Source organism: Exiguobacterium sp. N4-1P, from assembly GCF_002214325.1.
Window position 1 is genome coordinate 52,600 of sequence record NZ_CP022238.1, and the last position, 20,514, is coordinate 73,113.

The following is a 20,514-nucleotide window of genomic DNA, read 5'->3' on the forward strand; positions in this document are numbered from 1 at the left end:
TTTAGGGAGGATAACAGTGGCTGAAATTGTATGTAAGAGTTTTTTCAAATACTGAAATGATTCCATTTCCAAAAAACATCTTAACACTTGTAGGGCGATGATTGGTCAATTTAGTGAATCCCAATCGTGTGCTGCAGTCTTTTAGAAAAGTAAGCGAGAGGAAAGACACGCAACATTACCGCGAGTTTTCCCTGAATAAAAATTCAACTTAAAGGGTACTTTCTATAAAAGCATTTTTTTGCAAGAGAATTTTTAACGATAGGAAGTGAACTCATGACGAAACAAAATCAGCATGTCACACCACATCCGGATGGTGGATATCAAGTCAAAGCGGCAGGGGCCTCCAAAGCCACAAAACGTTTTTCGACGCAAAAAGAAGCTATTGCCGCAGGTCGTGAAATTGCGAAGAAGCAGCAGGTAGAATTAATAATTCATAACAAAGAAGGTCAAATCCGCGATCGGGATTCGTACGGAAACGATCCTTTTCCGCCACGTGGATGACGAACGTTTGGTAGAACTGCACAATAAAGCACGTCCATACAAACTGGACGTGCTTTATTGTGCAGTATTTTTCGTGTGTGAACTCCTTTGAGTGCGCCACTTAAAGTTAAGAAATACTTCAAAGATGAGAGCTCATGGTGCATGAAAGGAGAATTACTTTGTTAACACGGGTGAAATGACTGTAGACACCGTATCTAGTCCTTCAGCCGTCACCCGAAGTCCTTTGACGTTCGTGACGTTGATTTCAAAATCGACAGGGTCTGCACCAAATATATTCGTATATCGACCAAGTTCTTTACCATTATTATCAGAGAGCACAACGCGTGAAGCTCGAGTGAAAGTGGGAGATGAATCGCCACCCTCTCTTTCGGGTATATACGTTGCAAGGAGAGGAACATCATGTTGACACACAAGGCCTACAACTTCAGAATATACCCGACAAAAGAACAGGAAATCCTGATCGCGAAGACCATTGGTTGTTCGCGCTTCATCTTCAATCACTTCTTATTGAAGTGGGATGAGACATATTGAAGTGGGATGAGACATACAAAATGACAGGAAAAGGACTGTCTTACGGTTCTTGTTCGGAAGAAATTCCGATGTTGAAGCAGGCGTTCGACTGGTTGAAAGAAGTTGATAGCACGTCTATTCAAACGAACGTCAAACATCTTGACGGTGCTTTTGACCGCTTCTTCAAGAAGCTGAACGAACGGCCACGCTTCAAGTCAAAGTGCAACCCTGTTCAATCGTATAGGACGAACATGCAGGGCAAGTCTCAACTTCCCGAAGACGGGCTCATCCGTCGGCGTCGATGTCGGACTCAAGACCTTCGCCATCCTGTCGAACGGCACGGTGTACAAGAATGACCGTTTTTTTTCGTTCGCTTGAGAAAAAGCTGGCGCGTGAGCAACGCAAGCTTTCTCGTCGTCAACGGTTGGTCTTGGACAAGAAAGGAAAACTTTCCGCATGCTCGAATACAAAGCGGAATGGTACGGCAAGACCTTAACCTCTAAGCGAAGCGTAGGTAGAGGTAGTTCAATTTGAGCCTTTCCACGACAGACTGAACTAACGGTTCAGTAGCATGAAATTTTGAAAAGACAGGGGATGACTAAATGTTTTCAATAACAATAGAGAGTTTTATACGCATTACCACTGTAGGATTTTTAGCTTATATCAGTCTAATAATTTTTTTACGAATTTCTGGGAAGCGGACATTAACTAAGTTGAACGCTTTCGATTTAGTGATTACAGTCGCACTTGGTTCTACTTTATCTACTATTTTACTTAGTAAGGATGTCAGTTTATTAGAAGGATTGACTGCACTTACTCTATTAATTTTAATGCAATTCATAATGACATTCATAGCTGTTCGTTTTGAAAAATTCAATAAACTCATTAAGTCAGAACCACGATTGCTATATTTAAGAGGCGAATTTCTTGAAAGGGCTATGAAAAAAGAAAGAATCAGCAAGAACGAGATCTTACAAGCTATGCGTAATAAAGGAATCGGGGGATTAGAGGAGGTGAAAGCTGTGGTTCTTGAAACAGACGGTAGCTTATCAATTATTAAAGGAGAACTAGAGGATACTTTATCAAATGTACAGTCAAATATAGCGAGCCGAAACAAGTCTTGAAATTTAAGTTAAAAACGATTTTTTTACATTCTATATTAAGAAGACACACGTAAAGCCTTTGCTATGCAACTCTTTTTCTTTTGTATGTATTCCTTTTCTTTATCAAGTTCATTGTTGATTTTTTTCAGCTAGATGTAAGGATAGAAGGAATGAAAAGTAAAATATTTCCTCCGTAAATCCTCACTAAAGGAGTGTAATTTCAAAAGAAGCAGTTGTCGTAACTTGTCCAATTCCCCCACTTGGATTCATAAAAAGGGAAAAATAACTGGGAAATTAATATGGAGAAGGTTTCTGTTGAAGCGATGATGCGTGAACTGGTTAAACTGGAGTTGGCCGAGAACTGTCTTTTAGACATCCGGTCGTTTATTGAATCAAAATCAGAATGGACGATTGAGTACTTTAAAGGACTCGAGCAGGACAATCCCGATTTACAACAAGGGTTGGTGGAACTGGACGAGTTGTCGGCTTATCTGGTGCGGCTGGACATTGCAGACATGTGCCGGTTTAATCCGTTCCTTGCACGTGTTCTTGAGGTCTATACGGGAACGATTTACGAAATTTTCTTGGAGGACGGGACGATCCGCTCGAGCATCGGCAGCGGAGGCCGGTATGATAATGCGATCGGTAGACTGTTGAAATCCGGACAGACGTTTTCGACCGTCGGTATCTCGTTTGGTCTGGATGTCATCTTGTATGCTTTTGAACAATCGGGGGGCGTCGGAAAACGAGCTTCAAAACGGGTTCTTTGACATCAAAGACATGGCGAGCGGTGCAACGACACGTGTCAAATATCACGTCCCCTTATGTGATGAGAACGAAAAAACGCAGATGCTTTGTTCTTCCGTGAACAAGATGCTCTGCGTTTTTCACATGAAAGTCTTTCGTTTGTACATTTTCTCTTCGATTCGATTCCAAATACGTGTAGCAACATACACATTTGGAATCGTACTAAGTAAGAGGAGACCGAGCATGATGATGCCATTCTTATCAACAGCGAGGAGCGGTTGGAAGATGGTAAAGACCGCAGTCAACTGTAATGGTACGGTAAGGTTGAGCCAAACAGAAAAAAACAACACGGGTTTCCACATATAATTCATCCTTTCATCATTTATTTCTTCTTTTAGTATATCAAAATGCGTACCGGATACTAGAAAAAATGGAAAGCAAAGGCAAGGTTCGTTATGCTTAAAAGAATAGAACGATACGATGATGGGGTGAAGAGAACAAAATGATAGAAGTCCTTGTTATAGAAGAACCTGTCAGTGAAAATTTCATAGAAGATTTAGTGCATCCCCATCGGTTTGACGGAGGTTTACCTGTTGTGCATCGTTTAAGCGGAGAAGGGCATGTCGAAGAAGGTCGAGAATTTTTAATGGCATTTTTAACACATCAAGCGGTCTTTCCGTTGTATGTGCATTTTGTCGACGAGTATGAACTGTCTGAAGACTTTACAACCTTTTTTCAACAAAATCAGATTGACTATACGGTCGACGACTGTGACGGTAACTTGAAATCTTATGGGTACAGACGGTACAACTACTACTCTTGTCTTACGGTAAAAATTAAAAATCCTGATGATTTACGGCTTGTACTAAACAAAACGTACTGGCTCGCATCTGAAAATGTATTCTACTGCATCAGTCATTCAAATTCTTTAACGTTCGAATGGGGAGACTTCTTAGAGCGAGGAGTCAAAAGAAGACGATCCGTCGCTGTATTTGATTTTAATGCTTCACAGACCTACATCACGACCGATTATGACGGATTAGGATTTTGTATCCTCAGCCAGGATAAGCAGTACACTTCTCTTGCTGGATTGATCGCCAGTTTACCGGATCAGATGGTCGTGACGCAAATCAACGATGAAGTAATAGAAGATGAGATATTACATACAGAGGATCAAGAAGAAGGCATTTAAATCTCGTCTTCTGCATCACCTGCACTTTAAAAAATAAAAAACTGTGTCTCAGTAAGGAGAACAATATAGCAGAAATCATGATTATGGAAGAAAAGATTATCGAAAAGGATGCGATGAACTTAGGATACCCGTTCGAAATGGGTGGAGAGTTGACAACCGCTTATTTCATTGATGTAAGCCGAATTGAAAAAGACGGAGCAGATGAAAACAAAGAATTTTTACTTGAATTCTTAATTCATCAACAGGTGTTTCCGCTCTATGTCAGTTTTGTGGATGAGTACGAGTTACAGGAAGAACATGACGCGTTCTTCAAGCAAAATAAGCTTTCGTATGTCGTATTGGATTTAGATACACAGTTTCGAAGTGGAGATGTGAAAGTCCGTTCTAAGGAATACCATCCGTGTTATACGATTACCGTTCAAAATGCGGAAGACCTGCGTCTTGTCCTGAACAAAACCTACTGGCTGGCATCGGAAAATCTGTTTTATACGATCTCGTACTCAGATAACCTGTCATTTAAGTTGGATGAGATAAAATGGTGGAGATTGAAACTGATTCGTCCGATTGGTGTTTTAACGATGCATACAAACATGACCTGTTTTAAGATTGCCCACGATGGCAACGGTTTTTACCTGCTATCAAACGATGATAGCTATATACCAATCGAACACCTGGTGACCCGGCTTCTGAAAGGGACCGTCATTTCGCAAATCAATGATGACTGGTTACTGGATGACAAAACCGATTGATCCTGGTACACGTAAAAGAAGGATGAAACTGAACATGGAGGAATGAGAGTGGAGCACGTTTTGTATTATATGTGTCTGATTGCCTGTATCGGAACAGTTGTGGCCTTTCTGTTTAATCGGTTGCAACCGGGGAGTCATATTCGGACGATCAGTGTCAGTGTGACCGTCTTGTTTCTGGTTTTGATCAGTATGACCGTGTTGCTTGGATGGAATGCTGCAGAGGAAAAGCTGTACCGATCATTTTATTTTTTAGTCATGAATATCTTTTCGCTCTGGTCTGTACGAATTGAAGGGAACCTTAGGAGAACCATCGTCTGGTCGCTGACGCTGGCCTTGGTCGTGTTGGTGTTCGGAATGGTTTTAGAATGAAATATGGTGTAAATCATACATAGACGTTAAAAAGGAGCTGTTCATATTGAAGAAAAAATGTTAATTCTTTCCATTTTGTTGATGGCAGGTGGGGTACTTGGAAATATTTTATTCGATCGACTCGGTTATTTTCCGAATGCAGATTTTCAGATTATGAGTATTCCGATAGCAGCGGGAGCGCATTACTTTAATCTAGGACTGGTGTTGCTCGCCATGACAATAGTCGGGCTGGTGTTATTGCCATGGTTTCTGGAGAAAAAACAATTTTCGAAAACGGTGCTGTCACTTGTATTAATTATTTGGTTGCCTTACGCCGTCTAAACAAAATGGATAGGAGCGATGCTATCGTGAGCAAACTCATTAAACGTCTCCATCCCGATTCAAGGGCCCCTGGGGTATCAGTTGTTGACCTGAAAAAAGCAGAACGTGCCTTAGGTGTTTTGTTTCCAGATGAATACAAAGACCTTTTCTTGCAGACGAATGGTGCACAGTTTGGTGAATGGAGCCTGTATCCTGTACCAACCAGACAAGCAGTCTTACAGGATATCGTTCGTCACAATGAGAAGCGTCCGGTTGGCTTGCCCGATGACTTGATTTGTATCGGTGAAAATCTAACGGGTGACAAGCTGTGTTACCGGATCCGGAAACGTTTCCTGCAGGAACTCGTCTTTAGATGGAATGAAAAGACGGGAATTGCAAAATACCCGTCGTCTTCTTTGGGAGAGTTCGTCGATTGGCATGTCTCGAAACGAAAAACGAATCAAGCTAACCGAATTGGTCGTTTCACGGTAGAAGGCAACGAGCTAATCGTGACGGATCCTTATTACGGACTAGAAGAAGGCACTGATTTACAGCTGATTTTGTCGAATGTGAAGTCAGGCAGCTGGACCGCAGCTGTCGTTTACACGGAGGACGACTGGGTCAAACAGCTGCTTGTTTTTGAAGGGAATAAAAAGCGAAGCGGCAAATGGCACCGGCAGGAAAAACTGGTCGGCGTCGACTCGGCACTGGCCGGCATTTTTGATTGGACAGCTTATCGTCAGAATCAAGCGATGGAGTTTGAGACAGTTGTTTCTGCCGATGATCAGGCCGGTGTCGTCTCATTTGGTGCTGTCTCAACGTCAGGTTTTGGAGACGGGCTGTATGATGTTGACATCCAGTATGATGTCTCGTGGCAAATCGTCGGAGTACGGGTCAACTTCGCAGAGGACGAATGAACGTCTGGTGGATTGGAAAATGAATGCAATACCTAACAGAAAAGAAGAAAAGTCAAAGGAGGACGTCTCGCAACGAGGGTGTCTTCCTTTTGTATTTATGCAAACGATTGCATCCGTATTCGATTAAAGCAGCAGATTAAATGAATCGTTTCTCTTGCAAAAAACTAGTTTTTATTTCTTAGGTTTTGTGTAAAAATAGAGGACAACAAACTGAGAGAATTTTTAGAAAAATGAACGAATAGATTATCTAATTTTTTGGATAAAAGAGAAAATCGTCGTTTTTCAAATTCTAAATAATTTATTTGCTTTAAGCCTGGAGGGGAAAGTATGAAAGTGTTGAAGATGTGGAACCAAATCAGTTTAGTGAAACAAATTGCAATCGGCTTGATTCTTGGTATTATTTTAGCTGTATCGATTCCTGAAGCCGCAAAATCCTTAACGATTTTTGGGACACTGTTTGTTTCCGCGTTGAAGGGAGTTGCACCGGTCCTGGTCTTCTTCCTCGTCATGGCGTCGATTGCCCAGCATAAAAAAGGACAGCAGACGAACATGAAGTCAATCGTCTTCTTGTATCTTCTCGGTACGTTCTTAGCAGCAATCGTGGCAGTCGTGTTTAGCTTCCTGTTCCCGGTAGATATTACTCTGACTCAAAATACAGAAGAACTGACTGCTCCGGGGAATGCCGTCGAAGTTCTCCGGACGCTCGTCTTGAATGTGGTCGACAATCCAGTCAACGCGTTAATCAATGCGAACTACATCGGTATTCTAGCATGGGCCATCGTCTTAGGGTTAGCGCTTAAAAATGCTTCGGATACGACGAAGACGTTCATCTCGAATTTCTCGGACGCGATCGCTAAAGTGGTCGGATGGATCATCAAGCTCGCTCCGCTCGGTATCATGGGGCTTGTCATCGGAGCGATCACGGAAAATGGTCTCAGCTCTTTGCTTAGTTATCTCAATTTATTACTCGTCTTGATTGGTTCGATGCTCGCTGTTGCACTGATCATCAATCCGCTGATTGTATTCATCAATGTTCGTCAAAATCCTTATCCGCTTGTCTTCAAATGTCTTCGTGAGAGCGGCATTACGGCTTTCTTCACACGGAGCTCGGCAGCAAACATTCCGGTCAACATGGAACTCTGTAAGAAGCTTGGCCTTGATAAAGAAACATACGGGATTTCCATTCCGCTCGGTGCGACAATTAACATGGGCGGCGCGGCAATTACGATTTCCGTCTTAACGCTCGCAGCGGTAAATACGTTAGGCATCCAAGTCGATCTTCCGACAGCGATCATCTTAAGCGTCCTGGCTGCGGTCTGTGCGTGCGGAGCTTCCGGTGTCGCAGGCGGATCACTCCTCCTGATTCCGCTCGCATGTAGTCTATTCGGTATTTCAAATGATATAGCGATGCAGGTTGTAGCGGTCGGTTTCATTATCGGAGTCTTGCAAGATTCGTTTGAGACAGGTCTTAACTCTTCGACAGACGTTCTGTTTACGGCGACAGCTGAATTCAAAAAACGTTTAAGAGAAGGGGAACAACTGTCAATCAACCGATCGGTCATGGCTGCAGAAACAGCTGAAAAAGTCGTCAATAGCTGACTCGATTGTAAATAGTATCGGTGATGCTACAAAAAAAGGTTAAAACCACCCGAATGGGATGTGTTTTAACCTTTTTTGTCTTGAGACGAACTTCCTGGAAATGGGTGCTGACAGGGCCGTTCAACCGTTAGCGTGTGATGTACTAATGGAATCAGTATTTCCATTGAGTGAAAGAAATTTTCTTTGTTTGAGTATCAATCGACTCCACTAAATAAAAATTCCCAGAAATGTTACCTTATTATATAATAAATAAGAAAATTAGAAATTGATTAATTTAGAATAGCAATTTAATCAAAGGCAACATAGTGGAGGTACATATGAATTATATCGAGCATTTGGAAAAACATTGTGGCAAGATGACGGGTCATCTCGAGATTGAAGAATTACAAAAAGAGGCGATTCAATTGGTTCAGTTTCAAAATGCACCGTTTGCGAATGCGGTGACGGTGACGTCACTCGGACTATTGCGCCACCCGTTACAATTCGAGAATGGAAGTATCGTTTATCAAGAAGTGATGCTGTCCGTCATGCAGCGAGATGCAGAGTCGGACTTAATTGAATTGGCTTATCGCTTGACGCTGGAAGCATTAAAGACTGGACATGCTTATGATTTAGGCGAGTACTTACCGATGCCGGATGGGTTGTTATCGAAGTACGGCTTCGCTGCCTTATACGTGACGACACCGTTCTACTTTGAAGAATCGTTTCAAGTCCATAAAGGAGACGCGGCGTCCGGGGAACCGGAAACGGTGTTACCGGTCTGGTTCGTGCCGATCTTTGCTTCAGAAGTCGCATACATCGAACAGTACGGGGTCGATGAATTTAATGACATGTTGTACGAAACTGAGATGCAATTGCTTAATTTAAAGCGACATCCGCTCTTTGGAGACGATGGAGCGATCGAAGCATTAAACGCTAAGAGACAACTCTTCGTTCTCGAGTGTGAGATTACGGATGATTTTTTTGAAGATGACATTCAACGACCGTTAGTGCTAGAAGGACCATTAAATAAGGCGTATGAGATAAATCTTGATTCGGAAGCACGAGGTAATGCGGTCGAAACTCAAACCTTCCTATTTGATTTTCTAAATCATCAAAATCGTTTTCCGATCTATGCGACCTTTTTTGCTCTTAAAAAGGAAGACGACGACAGAGCTTTCTTCACGCAACATCATATGTCGTTCACTTCACATGTCTTGTCTAGACAAAAACAAACAAACGGATGGTTACGCGGAAAACGAACATCGACAAGGGAGAGTCATTACTTTACGGTCAAAATTGAAGATGCTAGGATGCTCGAACTCATCCTTGAGCACGCCTATGAGAACGCATTTATGAACGAACTGTTCATGTTTTCCTATTCCGATCGTTTGTCGATTCAACAAGAGGTCGAAACGACGTACCGAAAAACACGTGTCTTAGACGATCGATTCGTTTATCCGCAAGAGTCGACCGTCGTGATCGTCGGTCATGATGGTGCAATGCTTTATCTGCTCTCGAACGAAGAACACTTCGCTTATGATCTTCGGACGGACTGGGCGAAACGACTACGACAACAGTTACCAAGCGATACGGTGATTCGGCAGCTGAATGGAGAATGGTTCGCAGACCTATAAGAACGGGAGGAACGGCATGCAAGTCATCAAACCAATTAACGGTCAGAATCATTTTTGGCTGTTCGAAAAGGATGGACGGACACTCTACACGTTTCACGGCATCATGGGAGAGCGGTTAGAAGAACCAATGAGCGAGCAAAAATTCTCGCGTTTTTTTAATCTGGATGCCTACATCCGGGAACTTGTAGTAGAGAAAGAAAAAGACGGATACTACGTCGTTCAAGAAGCGGATTACCACGAAGTTGTCGTCGAGATCTTTTGTCAGGATAAGGAATATGATCTCATTAGTGAATATCGTGCGAACATCGAAGAGGACCTCAATGAATTTCTTTTTTCGTCGGGAAACGGTTATTTTTTTGAGGATGATTATGGTCCGGAAGCAATCGAATTCGTCCTCTATGTTCTCGAACCATCTCAGATCGTCGAACCCGTCATTGAATATTTTAAGGCACAGTATGGCGTGACGAAGATCCGGGTGGGGCAGGCAGAGGTTCATTACGGCAGACGCTTGACCGGACTTTATCCCGCAGGCAAGAATTTTAACCGGAAAAATTGAACGATGACGATACAGGTAGGAGGTACAGTATGAACGAGCTGATGATCGACGAATACTCTTTTCAGTCGAAGAGTATACAACGTATGCTTCAGACATCCGAAATCAACGTGCTTGGTCCATTACAAACTATCTACGAAATCATGTGTTATGACCATACAGTAGGTAGCTTTACAAGTGAATTGACGGAGGGGGTATTGTATGACACGCTAGTTCGCTACAATCATTTTCCTTTATATATCACGACTAATTTTGATGAGATTAGAGAAGATGAGATGAACCTCTTAGACCGTTTAAAATCGAGACTATTCGTATGCCACGAACATCCACGGTACGAAGGCGATCATCGGCGTACCAGTTTTTACTGTTGTATCGAAGTGTTGGATGCGAATGCTCTGCGTTTCATCTTAGAAGAGTCCTTTTTTCGAGCTGCTTATAGTGAAACGTTCCTCATCACGTTCGCGCGACCTACGTTTGAGTTGAAGATTTCTGGGAGATGGATCTTTAAAGAAGCGAAATATACCCATGTGATTGATTCACGTGATGGATTACCGTTTATTCTTCCATCGCATGATGCGCTCGGTTTCATGTGGTTTTCGAATGGAGATGCTTTTCAAAGCGTCGATCAGCTAAAAGCGATCCTACCACCGGATTATCAGATTGATCATGTTTTAAATACCTACAAATAATTTATTTTAAGATAAAAGGAGTCATATTGATGGAATACCCAATCGGCTTACCAGGTATCACGGAAGAGAGACTACAAGAGATAGAAGCAGAGCTCGGCTTCAAGCTTCCGAAAGAATTACGAAACATATACAAGCGCGAAAACAAGTTCAGCATCGGCGAATGGGAGTTTCATCCGATCAAGGACGAGCAATATATCAAGCGGACATGGGACGACCTTGTTCGTGTTAACACGACGGATACGGACGACTATCTATCCGGTTTCTTACGAATTGCTAGTGACGGAACAGGTGACGAACTCGGGTATCAGCTTCCGGACACGGAGACGATCGTCTTATGGGATCATGAAGAACAAGAGTTGTTTCCGGTAGCACCGACGTTGAAGGCGTTCATTGAAAAGGAACAACAAATGGAACGGAGTGCGGAACAAGCAGAACTTTTCTTAGAGACGGTTCTTGAAACGGGAGCTGTCTATGGTCTATCGAAGTTTGAACAGTCGGGCTGGGCGTATTGTCCGTCGAACCAAGAGGAAACGGATGTACTGTTATTTTTTTCGACGGAAGCAGCAGCGAAGGCTTTACAGACGAAGGAATGGGCGAACTATCACCTGATTCGCTTAGACCTGAATTTGTTCATGAATGGCTGGTTACCGAACATGATCGACGACGGACTGTATTGTGGCTTGAACTGGGGACCGGAGCTCGTCGGACTTGAGCTTGATCCGGAAGATGTTCTAGCAGATCTGGAGGGTTAACATGATTCAGACACTCAGTAAACAAGTGGGTGGCATCACCTATGTCTGGTTCATATTTCGCGATGGTCGGACGATTCAGATGTATCACGGAGTCACCGAGCAATGGAAGCTCGATCAAGATGTCAGCGATTCAATCGAAGAAAAGTATACATTTCGGCGCCAAGCAAAACGACGGATGGAGGAACTGATTGCCGAGAAGCAGGCGGAAGGATACAAGCAGGAGGATATCTACGGGATGCAGCTCGGACGAAAGGAACGCGAGACGTTTCGACGCTGGACGACATGGCTCGCTTATCTTCTGGTTGGACTCGGTCTGTTCCAGTCAGTGACACCGTTCTCTCTATTAGCGATTGTTGTATTAGGTATCGGTATCGTTCTGATGTTCTTGGCATTCATCAGTAAGGATTGGTTACCATTGTGGCTACGGATTATCTGTTTCGTCGATTACTTCTTGATGCATGTCAGTTTTCGGCAAGAGCCGTATATTCCGCATTTATTTCCGATTCTATCGATTGGAACAGGAACGTTGCTTCTATTATATCTTCGAAGCAAGCACAAACGTAAAATCGAAAGAATCTCCTGAATGTGGAGATTGCTACATAGGAATGAAACAAAGAGATTACGAATCCGTTTAAAGAATCAATTTCTGATATGACTAAAACTTCAAAGCATTGCATAAAGGTAGGGGAAAATGAAAGTATGAAAGTAACCTATTCTCATGAAGATTTATTAGCACTCGAAGATCCCTTTGAATATGAGGTGGGATTACCGATCCGCATCAGAGAACTTCCGGCTTCTGTCATCGAAGAGGAGATTCCGGATAGCCGCGAACAATTGGATCGTCTTCTGAAAGATGGCTATACCTTGGTCATTCAGAAACCGCGAATTCCGAACTCTTCCGTATTTGCGGAGTTACCCGTGATAGCGGAGAATACGATTATGAAATTGTATATCTACGAGGCGAATCTTTGTGAAGATGCGTTATGGGACGCTCTGTCCGAGAACGAATACAATCGGCACTGGGCATACTTTTTATTGAAAAAAATCGAAGGTGTCAGATTCGAATTGCCTTATACGCAACCATCACAGCAATCACTCAGACTCTCTCATCTTGGTACGAACCAACTCGTGTATCTACAGTTTGAAACCAATCAAAGTGTGACATGTCAGTGGTACTAAAAAGGATGTTCTCTATAAATATGTATAAGAAAGAACATATCATTTCGAATGAAGAACAGGAACTACAGTGTTTTCATACGGCAGCTTTCTTATGACAAGGTAGAAAGAGGGGATTCGATGAGTTTGCGTGGTGTGTCATTTGAGATCCCGAATGAATCGGGGCGTATCTTGATTGATATATTAAGTGCGATCGAGTTGAAAGCGTATGATTGGTTTCTTCGTAATTTTGATTTTCCAATCCAAACGATGGACGGGGAGTTGTATGACAGTTTAGAAGAGTTTTCGGTCGATCAGAACGTGACAGGACGTGAACTAGCGAAATGGCTAAGGGGACCTAGCAATTACCTGATCTTTGCTGAATTGTTTGCATTTCAAAGTGGTCAGACTGAAGAAGTCGGAATGACTTATGAATGGTTTCAGGAAAGCAATTGTCACATCGCGATTTTGATTTATGACTGCACGTACGTCGATATCTATTGTAAGGAGCAGCACGTATCGGAAGCGTTTTATGAGAACGCTGTGAAACGTGGATATACCAGAATCGAGTGGGTGACAGATGACAATGATCCACGGACCCGTTTGTCGGTATAGTCAGAGTAAGAAGAAATCCTGGCGAACAGATATAAACGATAAGCGTTTAAGATGAGAGATATAAACTACTGAGTGTTTTCGGATTGGACGGTTCGATCCCATTTCATCATGACCAATGCCGCGCAACTTGAACAATTTCTCGAACATCTTGTCATCGAACAGCAGGAAATGGCGACTGAAGCAGAAGTGACGCTCATCGTCCAAAAACAAGAACAAGGAATCGTCCGGGTCACGAACGATTGTGTCGCGATGTATGGAGTCGCATATGAGGAGCTTGATGAATCAGGTACAGAATATGAGAACTTTTTTGATGCAGTCTTACCGCATGCCACGTTTCCGGTCGAGGTCGTCTTTTGTGGTCGGGATGTTTTAGAAAACCAGGATTCGATTCACGTGATGACGTTGCACGACTCCAATTGGCAAGCTGTTTTTGAAGAACATTTATTGCATTTGCTGAATCGAAAAGAAGTGACGACAGGGAAGTATTCGCGTTCCTCGAAACAAACGCTCGAGGACTTTATGTCTGAATTCTCGTTATTGATGGCGTATAACTTCATCGTGACCCGCGATGCAACGGATCGATTTGGCATGCTCGATCACTTTTGTACGAATGGAAAGATCGCACATTTTGGAAAAATAGACAATGTAGAGACATCTTTCAAGTAACGATAGAAGTATCAAACATAAGGAGGAAGCGTAATGAGCTTAGCGTCATATATCTGTATGGAGAGACAAATTCCTGAAAAGTATCTCAATTTGGATGAAGAAGATGAAACACTTCCCTTATATATAGGACCCAGTTTTGCGGATAAAGACTGTCTGTATGAAGTAAAAACGAGACATTTTCATAAATGGTATGTATATGAAATTTCAAGTGATTGGGGAATCGAGATCGTCGAACCTTTTGATTCTAGCATTTCAAAGGAGTCAAAGGAAAAGCTACGTTATCTATTTACGTTCATGAATGACTTCTTAGACGAAGGTGAATCGTTTGAACTTTATACATGTTGGATTGGGGAAGAGTCCTATCCGCAAGAGAAAAGTATGACACTGTCTTTAGAACTTAATCAGTTAGAAGACATTGAGATTCCTGAAAGAACCCATATTTTGATCACGAAACAGAGTGAAAACTAAAAACCGCTGATCCACAGCGGCTTCGTTTTAGATGATTCACTCTTGTGCATAGACTATATCTGCGATGGCATGGACTTGCGCAAGTGTCATCTCAGAATAGAATTCGATTGATAAAGGGTGATCCGTTGGCTCGAGTTCAAAGAAGGGAAGTTGATCAGGCCCTTCGTCATGGACCATCACTTTCAAGTTGACGGTATCCGGGTAAGCCGGTAGATCGCTTGAGAACCAACCGAACATCGGCTCTTCGATACGAGGACGTTTCTTCTCGTTGAAGCGAGCGAAGTTGTCAGGGCTCAGGCTCACCCATGTGATCCACCAGAAGGGTTCGTCTTGTCCAGCAATCGGGAGTTCAAGAATCCCTTTTACGAAATAATGTGGACCATTCGGTTCTAGCACACACCATAGGTAGTCCATCTCATCGATTGAATGTTGAAAAATATAAGAAATTGGAGTTTTGAAAATTGAAAAAAAAGCTGAAGATAACTGGAATAGTAGTTGGAATAAGTTTGGTTGTATATATTGTATGGATGATCTATCGACTGTTTTTCTTAGTCGATATCAACGTTGTTCCAAAAGAAGAATATATCTCGAAAAGTATTTCGCCCGATCAGGCGTATACGATTCGTTTTTACCGCGCAAATGGTGGGGCGACAGTAGATTTTGCGATGCTTGGCATCATGGAGAACAAGGACGGAGAAAAGCGTAGAATGTACTGGGAATATCCTTGTCGCGAAATAAAAGAAGTGAAGTGGACGAAGGATACGGTGACGATCAATGGCACAAAAATTAAGATATGGAGTCAAGTCTATGACTTCAGAGAGGGGATATACGAAGCAGATTAAGAAGAACATAATGGGTATTCAGCAAATCTTGACGCACAATCATGTGACGTAGTTGTTAGAAACCAAGCATGGATGAAGGACGATGCTTACCGATTGCTTGGTTTCTTCAACAAATAACGAGGTGGCGGACCAAAAGATTGCTCCGCTTCGAAATACGCCAATTCGCCTGGAATACAGGAAATGATTGAGGCAAATCCGAAGCCGATGGCGTGCTCGAGTGCTTCACGGAGAGGCAACGTTTTTCCGCTGATTAGCTCGTTTTCTGATAGACAATAGCACGTATCGGATGCACCGTGCTGTTTCAATAAGTCATATGTATCATCCGGCCATGAATTAGGTGGTTTGATTTCAATCAAATAATCATTCTTCAGCATGCTTAAATATCGGTGGTCTAAACGTTGAAGCGCCATATCCCGTTTCTTTGGTGTGAACAGTTCATGCAGAACGCGCTCTTGAACGCGTTTAACGAAGAATGATTGGACAAGCACTATTTCTTGTTCTTTATCCATACGTTTATCTCCTTTCTACTCAAACTAGCGTATAGAATTCCTTGCATATAATTACTGATCACGATAAGGAGAAAAGTCATGAACTACCTATCTGCAGGAAATTATCTTATTCTGCCTACCCCTCGAAAAGAGTACATGGATAAGACGGTTGTTCCAAAATCCGTGCAATCCGTAAGTGAGTGTAGCTGTACGCACTATCCTGATACCAGTATCTTATGGGGAGAATCGGAAGTAAAGAAAGAGCGTTATATGGAGCAACTTGCTCTTTCACTTAACACCTTTCAGTTACTCGAACAATGGGTAGAAGAACATCGGAAAACAAGAGATGTGTTGTTTCCTCAAGTGTTCTCTAACTTAGATGCTGCGCAAACGTTCGTAAATCGTTTCTTAAATCATCTTCCTGATATACGCATCATCAGCATTGGCTTACCGGAACATTACAAAGTGGATTTTCTTGAAGATGTCGATTTATTTAGTAGTAAAAATCCTGAGCCTTATGGAGTCGAAAAAATGTTATCTCAGCATCTCAGCCCTGACATGGACGGTGCCAAAAAAATTGGCTACGAAGTGTTAGGCTTTGATTCCGGATTGTTTCATTCCTATTTGTGTAATGGACTGGAACGCGATTTCAATCACCCTTTTAATTTTTCACTAAACAGTCGCGGTTTGATCCATACGTTCGAAGAAGCAGATTGTTACTCGAATTACTGCAATGAATTAGGTGAGGCGACAGAATCGGTCTTATGGTTTCCGTGGGCAATTTTTGAATACGAGCGAGCAAAAAACTCTATTAATCTAGCAAAAGCTTTTAGCGTAATGGATCAGGAGGATAAAAAACGATGGAATCGAGCGAACAACTAGAGAAGCATATCAACCAATTAAGAGATGCACTTCATGAATTCGAACAGAAGATGGGGCACGTATTTTTCGATTGAGGAATGGCGATACCTTCTTGAGAACGGATTAAATAGTCTTTTAAGCACGCGTGAAGACGTACAGCAAATGATTTCAAAGGTCTCCATTCGAACGAAAAAAAGACCTGCTCGTTGGAAGCTGTCATCCGGCATTGTCTATGCGATTCCTTTACCTCGACTAGGAGGATACGGATATGCAGAAATGAAAGTTTCTCAAGATGAGAATCATGAGACTGGAAAGCTAGAGTCTATGGATTACATCCAATACTATAATCTTAGAACAGAGAAGATCTTCACGCTTCATGAGTTAGATAAAAAAATCCTGAACCTTGTATAGTCATTAGAACGGGTTACTATGGTATAAAAAATGGGGAATGGATTGTACTTGGAAGACGCCATCGAGAAGAAGGAACATTTTCAACTCCGTTGTTATTTGACACTTTAGAATCGAATGATGAAGAGTATTTCATCACGAAAGGCTTATGGGGAGAGAAAATTTTTGTGGATGAAAAAGAGGCGAAAGCAGTCGTAAATCCATATGGTTCAAGTGGGGATATAGTTGCTGTTTACGAATATGAAGAACGATTAAAAGAAATCAATGACCACTTGCAATGACTTCTTATGTTGTAATTACGGATCATTTTAGAAGTATCAAAACGAGAACAAAACGGAGGTTTATTCAATGAATTATCTTGATCATTTAGAAAAGCATTGTGGAGAATTTACAGAAGCATTTCCAATCGAGGAACTTGAGCAGAAACATGTCCAAATCTTGAAATTTGAAGACGCTCCGTTTAATGAAACCTATACGATTGCCTCACTTGGGCTATTGTTTCAACCTCTTCGATTGGAAGACGGTTCACTGATGCATCAAGAATTAATGATGTCAGCGGAACAACCAGACGTTCAGGATGAGATCATTTTTCTACTCTGGCAATTAGCTGAATACGCGATGAGATCAGGAAATGCGTTTGATGCAGCAGAGTACTATCCACTTCCTGAAGGAATATTTGAAAAGTATCAGTTCACGTCTGTCTATGTCACAAGTCCTGTATATTTTGATGAATCCTTCTGCTTATTTGAAACAGATTCTAATGTTGGGGATGAGCCAGATACCGTATTGCCAGTATGGTTCGTACCAATTTTTGAATCTGAGGAGAAATACATTGAAAAGCACGGAGCGGATCGATTCGAAGATCTTTTGTTTGAGATAGATGAATTAGTAGATTTTAATCGTAAGCCATTAGTGTAGGTAATTTTTGATAGGTATTTGAAAGTAAAATATTGATCTACATGATCTGAGTGGAATTTTTAGGAGTTCTACAAAGTAAAGGAGGATCAAATGAAGACGCCCAACATCAATGACATCATAACGAAATTAGAATTGGTTTTAGAAAATCAACTTTCAAGGGAAGAAGTTTCAGAATGGGCTTATAAATGGATGATGGTTTTAGAAAATAAAGAAGGATGGGAGACGACAGATTACGATATTGCAGTCTTTGATTGCTTAACTACAGTGTATGGAATGGACTTGCTAAATAGTCCTACCGAATATCTTCATTGTGAAGAAGACATCCGTGACTGGGTGAAGGAACTCCAAAATATTGAGAACAAATATCATCAGAAGTGTAGAAAAAAATTCAAATAAAGTTTTGGGTATATCGCACAATCAGAGTAAATCATTTAGTTGGTTTACAAAAGCAAGCAATATAGCATTCGTCCCTTAAAAGAGAAGGATTTTCGCAACTGCATAAAAAAATAGGAGGTATGAATGAAAAAGAATCAACTCATGGACTATGGATGGAATCATCAAAACATATGGCAGGATGTATACTTGCGTCAATCGCTCACGCTATCTTTGTCGCGAATAACCCCGATTTTGCTTATGAGCACTCTTGGGATGATGATCATTACAGCACGAATGATGGTCAAGGCTGTAGAGGAACAGTAACATTTGGACAAGATATTTTTATGGCGGGGTTTCGAAACGAAGAATTTGTTGAAGAGATTATAGAGGCAAGCGATTTGCTAATCGAAGCATCAGAAAAAGTAAAGCAAATGGCTATAAACGATACCTTTCACTATCTACTAGATGATGTTGATGGAGTGGTGATTCCTGTCGTCACTACTATCTTGTGGGGAGATGATAGCCGAGTATTTTCTAGTCACCCATATGAAGAAATGATGGAGCGAGGAGGAAGTCTGTTAGAGATCCAGGCATCGGTTTACAAAATTGGACTTGAATATTGGGAAGAGTATTATGAGCTCACTGAAAGTCAGCTGGCGTTACTGGAAAAACTGTATCACTTAAAAATAAAGAAATCATCACAAGCTATCACGCTATCACATGAGGATATTCAAGTATTAGATACAAGTAATATGGAGGGGATTGAGGAGAGTAAAATCTCGTTTTCTGAAATAGGGATTGATTGGTCAGATAATGATTGTTTTATTTAATTTTCTAGTCATAGTGTAACTATTTATTAATGAAGCAATCACAATGCCAAGTAAAGAGTGTGATAAATTTTTAAATCTACTTAATTGATATGTATCGATTATTAAATTTAAATTGTGAGCCTTAAATCTACAAACGATAAACATGCAAAAACACCTCTGGTATTGTTACTTTTTAATGTACCAATTAGAAGGTGTTTTTTCACATGCATTTAGGTTACGTCAAATTTGAAGTGAAAGAAGTGTATTTATTATTACTGAAGTAACTTTTTATATTTATATCCTTTCAAAAGGTCAGCTTCACCTTTAAAGGACCATTCCTCTATTTTAGAATCTGGATGTAATTTAAAATAATGGTCGAGGATATCGTGTCCTAAATTGTAATTACTCCAGCGGGGAATGTCTTTTTGGGGACTACCGCCCACAAGGTCTTCGTATGTAGCCTCACCAGTCTGAATCAGTTTTGAAACATGTTTGATCGTCGTTTCATCCATCGGTTCATCCCATGGGGCCTTCACATCTTTAAGGATTCGATCAGCAAAAGCATCCGCTTTTCCCTCAATAATGACCGAATCGAGTAATTTATTCATCTGATATTCGGGTCTATCTTGAAGAATTAAATGATGATATTCATGCGCAACCGTATAGGCTAAAGCATCCTTATCGAAATCTTCATCCAGATATAGCACGACGGCATCTTTGTACGTGCCTGCCGCAACACCTCCCATCGGTTCGGTCATCGTCGTATATTCTGAGTTGATTGGTACGATGAAAATCGTGCTTTTTTTCTTTGGAAGCACTTTATGTGCTGCTGTGTAATTTTTTGTGATGATTTTTTTAATCTCGTCTTGTCGTTCCTCCAATGCTTCGATTCGATCAAGTAGCGCTTGCTGATAAGCAGTCGATTGCATCATGAAGAAACCTTTTAAGGAAGTAGTATCAAACTCTTCTTTTTCTCCAATTTTATCGATATCACTAAGTACATAGTTCATGTAATTTTTTTTACTCACTTCAGTATCACCATCAAGTGAAGCTTTTAAGTACTTTTGATAGGGCGAGTAAAGAGGAACGATATTCACTTCACTATCATGATTGATTTTAATGGACTCAGGTTTAAATTTTTCGCTTTGACTTTCTTCCGAACATGCGGTTAAAACGACTAAAGGAACACATAAAAAAGGTGCAAGTATTTTTTTCAAAACATGATCATCCCTTCGATAGATACATGAATAACCTGGAAGATTATTTCAAAAATAAATAATCATTAAAATAAAGATAGCATTCCGTCTCTTTA

At 41.4% G+C, this 20,514-nt stretch carries 26 protein-coding genes and 1 pseudogene; 23 read left to right on the top strand and 4 right to left on the bottom strand.

Annotated features, from left to right (window positions below):
* Positions 1–273: 273 nt before the first annotated feature.
* The 4 genes and pseudogenes from A0126_RS16630 to A0126_RS16645 all read left to right on the top strand — a co-directional run bounded on the left by A0126_RS16630 (position 274) and on the right by A0126_RS16645 (position 2,884).
* Positions 274–501: a DUF2188 domain-containing protein gene (locus tag A0126_RS16630; RefSeq protein WP_088836900.1), complete on the top strand. Its 228-nt coding sequence runs from the start codon at positions 274–276 to the stop codon at positions 499–501.
* A 399-nt stretch (positions 502–900) separates the two neighbouring features.
* Positions 901–1,435: pseudogene (locus A0126_RS16635) on the top strand (helix-turn-helix domain-containing protein); the annotation flags it as partial.
* A 178-nt stretch (positions 1,436–1,613) separates the two neighbouring features.
* Positions 1,614–2,135, top strand: coding sequence for a DUF421 domain-containing protein (locus A0126_RS16640; RefSeq protein ID WP_088836901.1), 522 nt, complete (start codon positions 1,614–1,616; stop codon positions 2,133–2,135).
* A gap of 278 nt (positions 2,136–2,413) precedes the next feature.
* Positions 2,414–2,884: an ATP phosphoribosyltransferase regulatory subunit gene (locus A0126_RS16645; protein WP_088836902.1), complete on the top strand. Its 471-nt coding sequence runs from the start codon at positions 2,414–2,416 to the stop codon at positions 2,882–2,884.
* A gap of 117 nt (positions 2,885–3,001) precedes the next feature.
* Here A0126_RS16645 and A0126_RS16650 read toward each other — a convergent pair whose 3' ends face one another.
* On the bottom strand, positions 3,002–3,223 hold the full coding sequence (locus A0126_RS16650) for a hypothetical protein (RefSeq protein ID WP_088836903.1): 222 nt from the start codon (positions 3,221–3,223) through the stop codon (positions 3,002–3,004).
* A gap of 233 nt (positions 3,224–3,456) precedes the next feature.
* On the opposite strand from A0126_RS16650, the gene A0126_RS16655 reads away from it, so the two are divergent.
* The 14 genes from A0126_RS16655 (at position 3,457) to A0126_RS16725 (ending at position 14,501) form a co-directional block, all read left to right on the top strand.
* Complete coding sequence (locus tag A0126_RS16655; protein WP_088836904.1) at positions 3,457–4,053, top strand: hypothetical protein; 597 nt, start codon at positions 3,457–3,459, stop codon at positions 4,051–4,053.
* A gap of 83 nt (positions 4,054–4,136) precedes the next feature.
* Positions 4,137–4,802, top strand: a complete 666-nt coding sequence (locus A0126_RS16660) for a hypothetical protein (RefSeq protein WP_239456872.1) — start codon at positions 4,137–4,139, stop codon at positions 4,800–4,802.
* A 42-nt stretch (positions 4,803–4,844) separates the two neighbouring features.
* Positions 4,845–5,171 carry a hypothetical protein gene (locus A0126_RS16665; RefSeq protein ID WP_239456873.1) on the top strand — a complete coding sequence of 109 codons (327 nt, stop codon included), beginning with the start codon at positions 4,845–4,847 and terminating at the stop codon, positions 5,169–5,171.
* A 347-nt stretch (positions 5,172–5,518) separates the two neighbouring features.
* Positions 5,519–6,388: an SMI1/KNR4 family protein gene (locus A0126_RS16675; protein ID WP_088836908.1), complete on the top strand. Its 870-nt coding sequence runs from the start codon at positions 5,519–5,521 to the stop codon at positions 6,386–6,388.
* Between the two features lie 327 nt (positions 6,389–6,715).
* Positions 6,716–7,987, top strand: coding sequence for a serine/threonine transporter SstT (sstT, locus tag A0126_RS16680; RefSeq protein WP_088836909.1), 1,272 nt, complete (start codon positions 6,716–6,718; stop codon positions 7,985–7,987).
* A 317-nt stretch (positions 7,988–8,304) separates the two neighbouring features.
* Positions 8,305–9,603, top strand: coding sequence for a suppressor of fused domain protein (locus tag A0126_RS16685; protein WP_088836910.1), 1,299 nt, complete (start codon positions 8,305–8,307; stop codon positions 9,601–9,603).
* A gap of 16 nt (positions 9,604–9,619) precedes the next feature.
* On the top strand, positions 9,620–10,159 hold the full coding sequence (locus A0126_RS16690) for a hypothetical protein (protein ID WP_088836911.1): 540 nt from the start codon (positions 9,620–9,622) through the stop codon (positions 10,157–10,159).
* A 29-nt stretch (positions 10,160–10,188) separates the two neighbouring features.
* Positions 10,189–10,845, top strand: a complete 657-nt coding sequence (locus tag A0126_RS16695; protein WP_088836912.1) for a hypothetical protein — start codon at positions 10,189–10,191, stop codon at positions 10,843–10,845.
* A 29-nt stretch (positions 10,846–10,874) separates the two neighbouring features.
* Positions 10,875–11,597 (top strand): DUF2750 domain-containing protein, encoded by a 723-nt coding sequence (locus A0126_RS16700; protein ID WP_088836913.1) that lies wholly within the window; start codon positions 10,875–10,877, stop codon positions 11,595–11,597.
* A 1-nt stretch (position 11,598) separates the two neighbouring features.
* Positions 11,599–12,180 carry a hypothetical protein gene (locus A0126_RS16705; RefSeq protein ID WP_088836914.1) on the top strand — a complete coding sequence of 194 codons (582 nt, stop codon included), beginning with the start codon at positions 11,599–11,601 and terminating at the stop codon, positions 12,178–12,180.
* Positions 12,181–12,296: 116 nt separating this feature from the next.
* A complete protein-coding gene (locus A0126_RS16710) occupies positions 12,297–12,776 on the top strand; it encodes a hypothetical protein (protein ID WP_088836915.1) in 480 nt (159 codons plus the stop codon).
* Positions 12,777–12,893: 117 nt separating this feature from the next.
* Positions 12,894–13,367, top strand: coding sequence for a DUF2691 family protein (locus A0126_RS16715; protein WP_157898469.1), 474 nt, complete (start codon positions 12,894–12,896; stop codon positions 13,365–13,367).
* A 108-nt stretch (positions 13,368–13,475) separates the two neighbouring features.
* Positions 13,476–14,033 (top strand): hypothetical protein, encoded by a 558-nt coding sequence (locus tag A0126_RS16720; RefSeq protein WP_204251423.1) that lies wholly within the window; start codon positions 13,476–13,478, stop codon positions 14,031–14,033.
* A 33-nt stretch (positions 14,034–14,066) separates the two neighbouring features.
* Positions 14,067–14,501 carry a hypothetical protein gene (locus A0126_RS16725; protein ID WP_088836917.1) on the top strand — a complete coding sequence of 145 codons (435 nt, stop codon included), beginning with the start codon at positions 14,067–14,069 and terminating at the stop codon, positions 14,499–14,501.
* Between the two features lie 36 nt (positions 14,502–14,537).
* Here the strand turns inward: A0126_RS16725 and A0126_RS16730 are convergent, their stop codons facing one another.
* Positions 14,538–14,897 (bottom strand): DUF2199 domain-containing protein, encoded by a 360-nt coding sequence (locus A0126_RS16730; protein ID WP_157898470.1) that lies wholly within the window; start codon positions 14,895–14,897, stop codon positions 14,538–14,540.
* Positions 14,898–14,962: 65 nt separating this feature from the next.
* Between A0126_RS16730 and A0126_RS16735 the strand changes: the two genes are divergently transcribed.
* On the top strand, positions 14,963–15,343 hold the full coding sequence (locus A0126_RS16735; RefSeq protein WP_088836919.1) for a DUF5412 family protein: 381 nt from the start codon (positions 14,963–14,965) through the stop codon (positions 15,341–15,343).
* A gap of 86 nt (positions 15,344–15,429) precedes the next feature.
* Here A0126_RS16735 and A0126_RS16740 read toward each other — a convergent pair whose 3' ends face one another.
* Positions 15,430–15,852, bottom strand: coding sequence for a hypothetical protein (locus A0126_RS16740; protein ID WP_088836920.1), 423 nt, complete (start codon positions 15,850–15,852; stop codon positions 15,430–15,432).
* Positions 15,853–15,930: 78 nt separating this feature from the next.
* On the opposite strand from A0126_RS16740, the gene A0126_RS16745 reads away from it, so the two are divergent.
* The 4 genes from A0126_RS16745 (at position 15,931) to A0126_RS16770 (ending at position 19,223) form a co-directional block, all read left to right on the top strand.
* Positions 15,931–16,713: a hypothetical protein gene (locus A0126_RS16745; RefSeq protein ID WP_239456874.1), complete on the top strand. Its 783-nt coding sequence runs from the start codon at positions 15,931–15,933 to the stop codon at positions 16,711–16,713.
* A gap of 735 nt (positions 16,714–17,448) precedes the next feature.
* Positions 17,449–18,018, top strand: a complete 570-nt coding sequence (locus tag A0126_RS16760) for a suppressor of fused domain protein (RefSeq protein WP_088836923.1) — start codon at positions 17,449–17,451, stop codon at positions 18,016–18,018.
* Positions 18,019–18,108: 90 nt separating this feature from the next.
* On the top strand, positions 18,109–18,414 hold the full coding sequence (locus tag A0126_RS16765) for a hypothetical protein (protein ID WP_088836924.1): 306 nt from the start codon (positions 18,109–18,111) through the stop codon (positions 18,412–18,414).
* A gap of 119 nt (positions 18,415–18,533) precedes the next feature.
* Entirely contained in the window at positions 18,534–19,223 is a 690-nt protein-coding gene (locus A0126_RS16770) for a hypothetical protein (RefSeq protein ID WP_088836925.1), read from the top strand.
* A 251-nt stretch (positions 19,224–19,474) separates the two neighbouring features.
* On the opposite strand, the gene A0126_RS16775 is transcribed toward A0126_RS16770, so the two are convergent.
* The gene (locus A0126_RS16775; RefSeq protein WP_088836926.1) at positions 19,475–20,419 is read right to left on the bottom strand and encodes a DUF2268 domain-containing putative Zn-dependent protease; all 945 of its coding nucleotides are present in this window, start codon (positions 20,417–20,419) and stop codon (positions 19,475–19,477) included.
* Positions 20,420–20,514: the final 95 nt, after the last annotated feature.

Bases quoted from the DNA above. Each gene is read 5' to 3' on its own strand.
- A0126_RS16700 (WP_088836913.1), top strand. From the start codon at position 10,875: ATGGAATACCCAATCGGCTTACCAGGTATCACGGAAGAGAGACTACAA.
- A0126_RS16710 (WP_088836915.1), top strand. From the start codon at position 12,297: ATGAAAGTAACCTATTCTCATGAAGATTTATTAGCACTCGAAGATCCC.
- A0126_RS16690 (WP_088836911.1), top strand. From the start codon at position 9,620: ATGCAAGTCATCAAACCAATTAACGGTCAGAATCATTTTTGGCTGTTC.
- A0126_RS16715 (WP_157898469.1), top strand. From the start codon at position 12,894: ATGAGTTTGCGTGGTGTGTCATTTGAGATCCCGAATGAATCGGGGCGT.
- A0126_RS16650 (WP_088836903.1), bottom strand. From the start codon at position 3,223: ATGTGGAAACCCGTGTTGTTTTTTTCTGTTTGGCTCAACCTTACCGTA.
- A0126_RS16740 (WP_088836920.1), bottom strand. From the start codon at position 15,852: ATGGATAAAGAACAAGAAATAGTGCTTGTCCAATCATTCTTCGTTAAA.
- A0126_RS16665 (WP_239456873.1), top strand. From the start codon at position 4,845: ATGAGAGTGGAGCACGTTTTGTATTATATGTGTCTGATTGCCTGTATC.
- A0126_RS16765 (WP_088836924.1), top strand. From the start codon at position 18,109: ATGAAGACGCCCAACATCAATGACATCATAACGAAATTAGAATTGGTT.
- A0126_RS16770 (WP_088836925.1), top strand. From the start codon at position 18,534: ATGAATGAAAAAGAATCAACTCATGGACTATGGATGGAATCATCAAAA.
- A0126_RS16725 (WP_088836917.1), top strand. From the start codon at position 14,067: ATGAGCTTAGCGTCATATATCTGTATGGAGAGACAAATTCCTGAAAAG.
- A0126_RS16705 (WP_088836914.1), top strand. From the start codon at position 11,599: ATGATTCAGACACTCAGTAAACAAGTGGGTGGCATCACCTATGTCTGG.
- sstT (WP_088836909.1), top strand. From the start codon at position 6,716: ATGAAAGTGTTGAAGATGTGGAACCAAATCAGTTTAGTGAAACAAATT.
- A0126_RS16630 (WP_088836900.1), top strand. From the start codon at position 274: ATGACGAAACAAAATCAGCATGTCACACCACATCCGGATGGTGGATAT.
- A0126_RS16660 (WP_239456872.1), top strand. From the start codon at position 4,137: ATGGAAGAAAAGATTATCGAAAAGGATGCGATGAACTTAGGATACCCG.
- A0126_RS16685 (WP_088836910.1), top strand. From the start codon at position 8,305: ATGAATTATATCGAGCATTTGGAAAAACATTGTGGCAAGATGACGGGT.
- A0126_RS16760 (WP_088836923.1), top strand. From the start codon at position 17,449: ATGAATTATCTTGATCATTTAGAAAAGCATTGTGGAGAATTTACAGAA.
- A0126_RS16640 (WP_088836901.1), top strand. From the start codon at position 1,614: ATGTTTTCAATAACAATAGAGAGTTTTATACGCATTACCACTGTAGGA.
- A0126_RS16720 (WP_204251423.1), top strand. From the start codon at position 13,476: ATGACCAATGCCGCGCAACTTGAACAATTTCTCGAACATCTTGTCATC.
- A0126_RS16695 (WP_088836912.1), top strand. From the start codon at position 10,189: ATGAACGAGCTGATGATCGACGAATACTCTTTTCAGTCGAAGAGTATA.
- A0126_RS16745 (WP_239456874.1), top strand. From the start codon at position 15,931: ATGAACTACCTATCTGCAGGAAATTATCTTATTCTGCCTACCCCTCGA.
- A0126_RS16645 (WP_088836902.1), top strand. From the start codon at position 2,414: ATGGAGAAGGTTTCTGTTGAAGCGATGATGCGTGAACTGGTTAAACTG.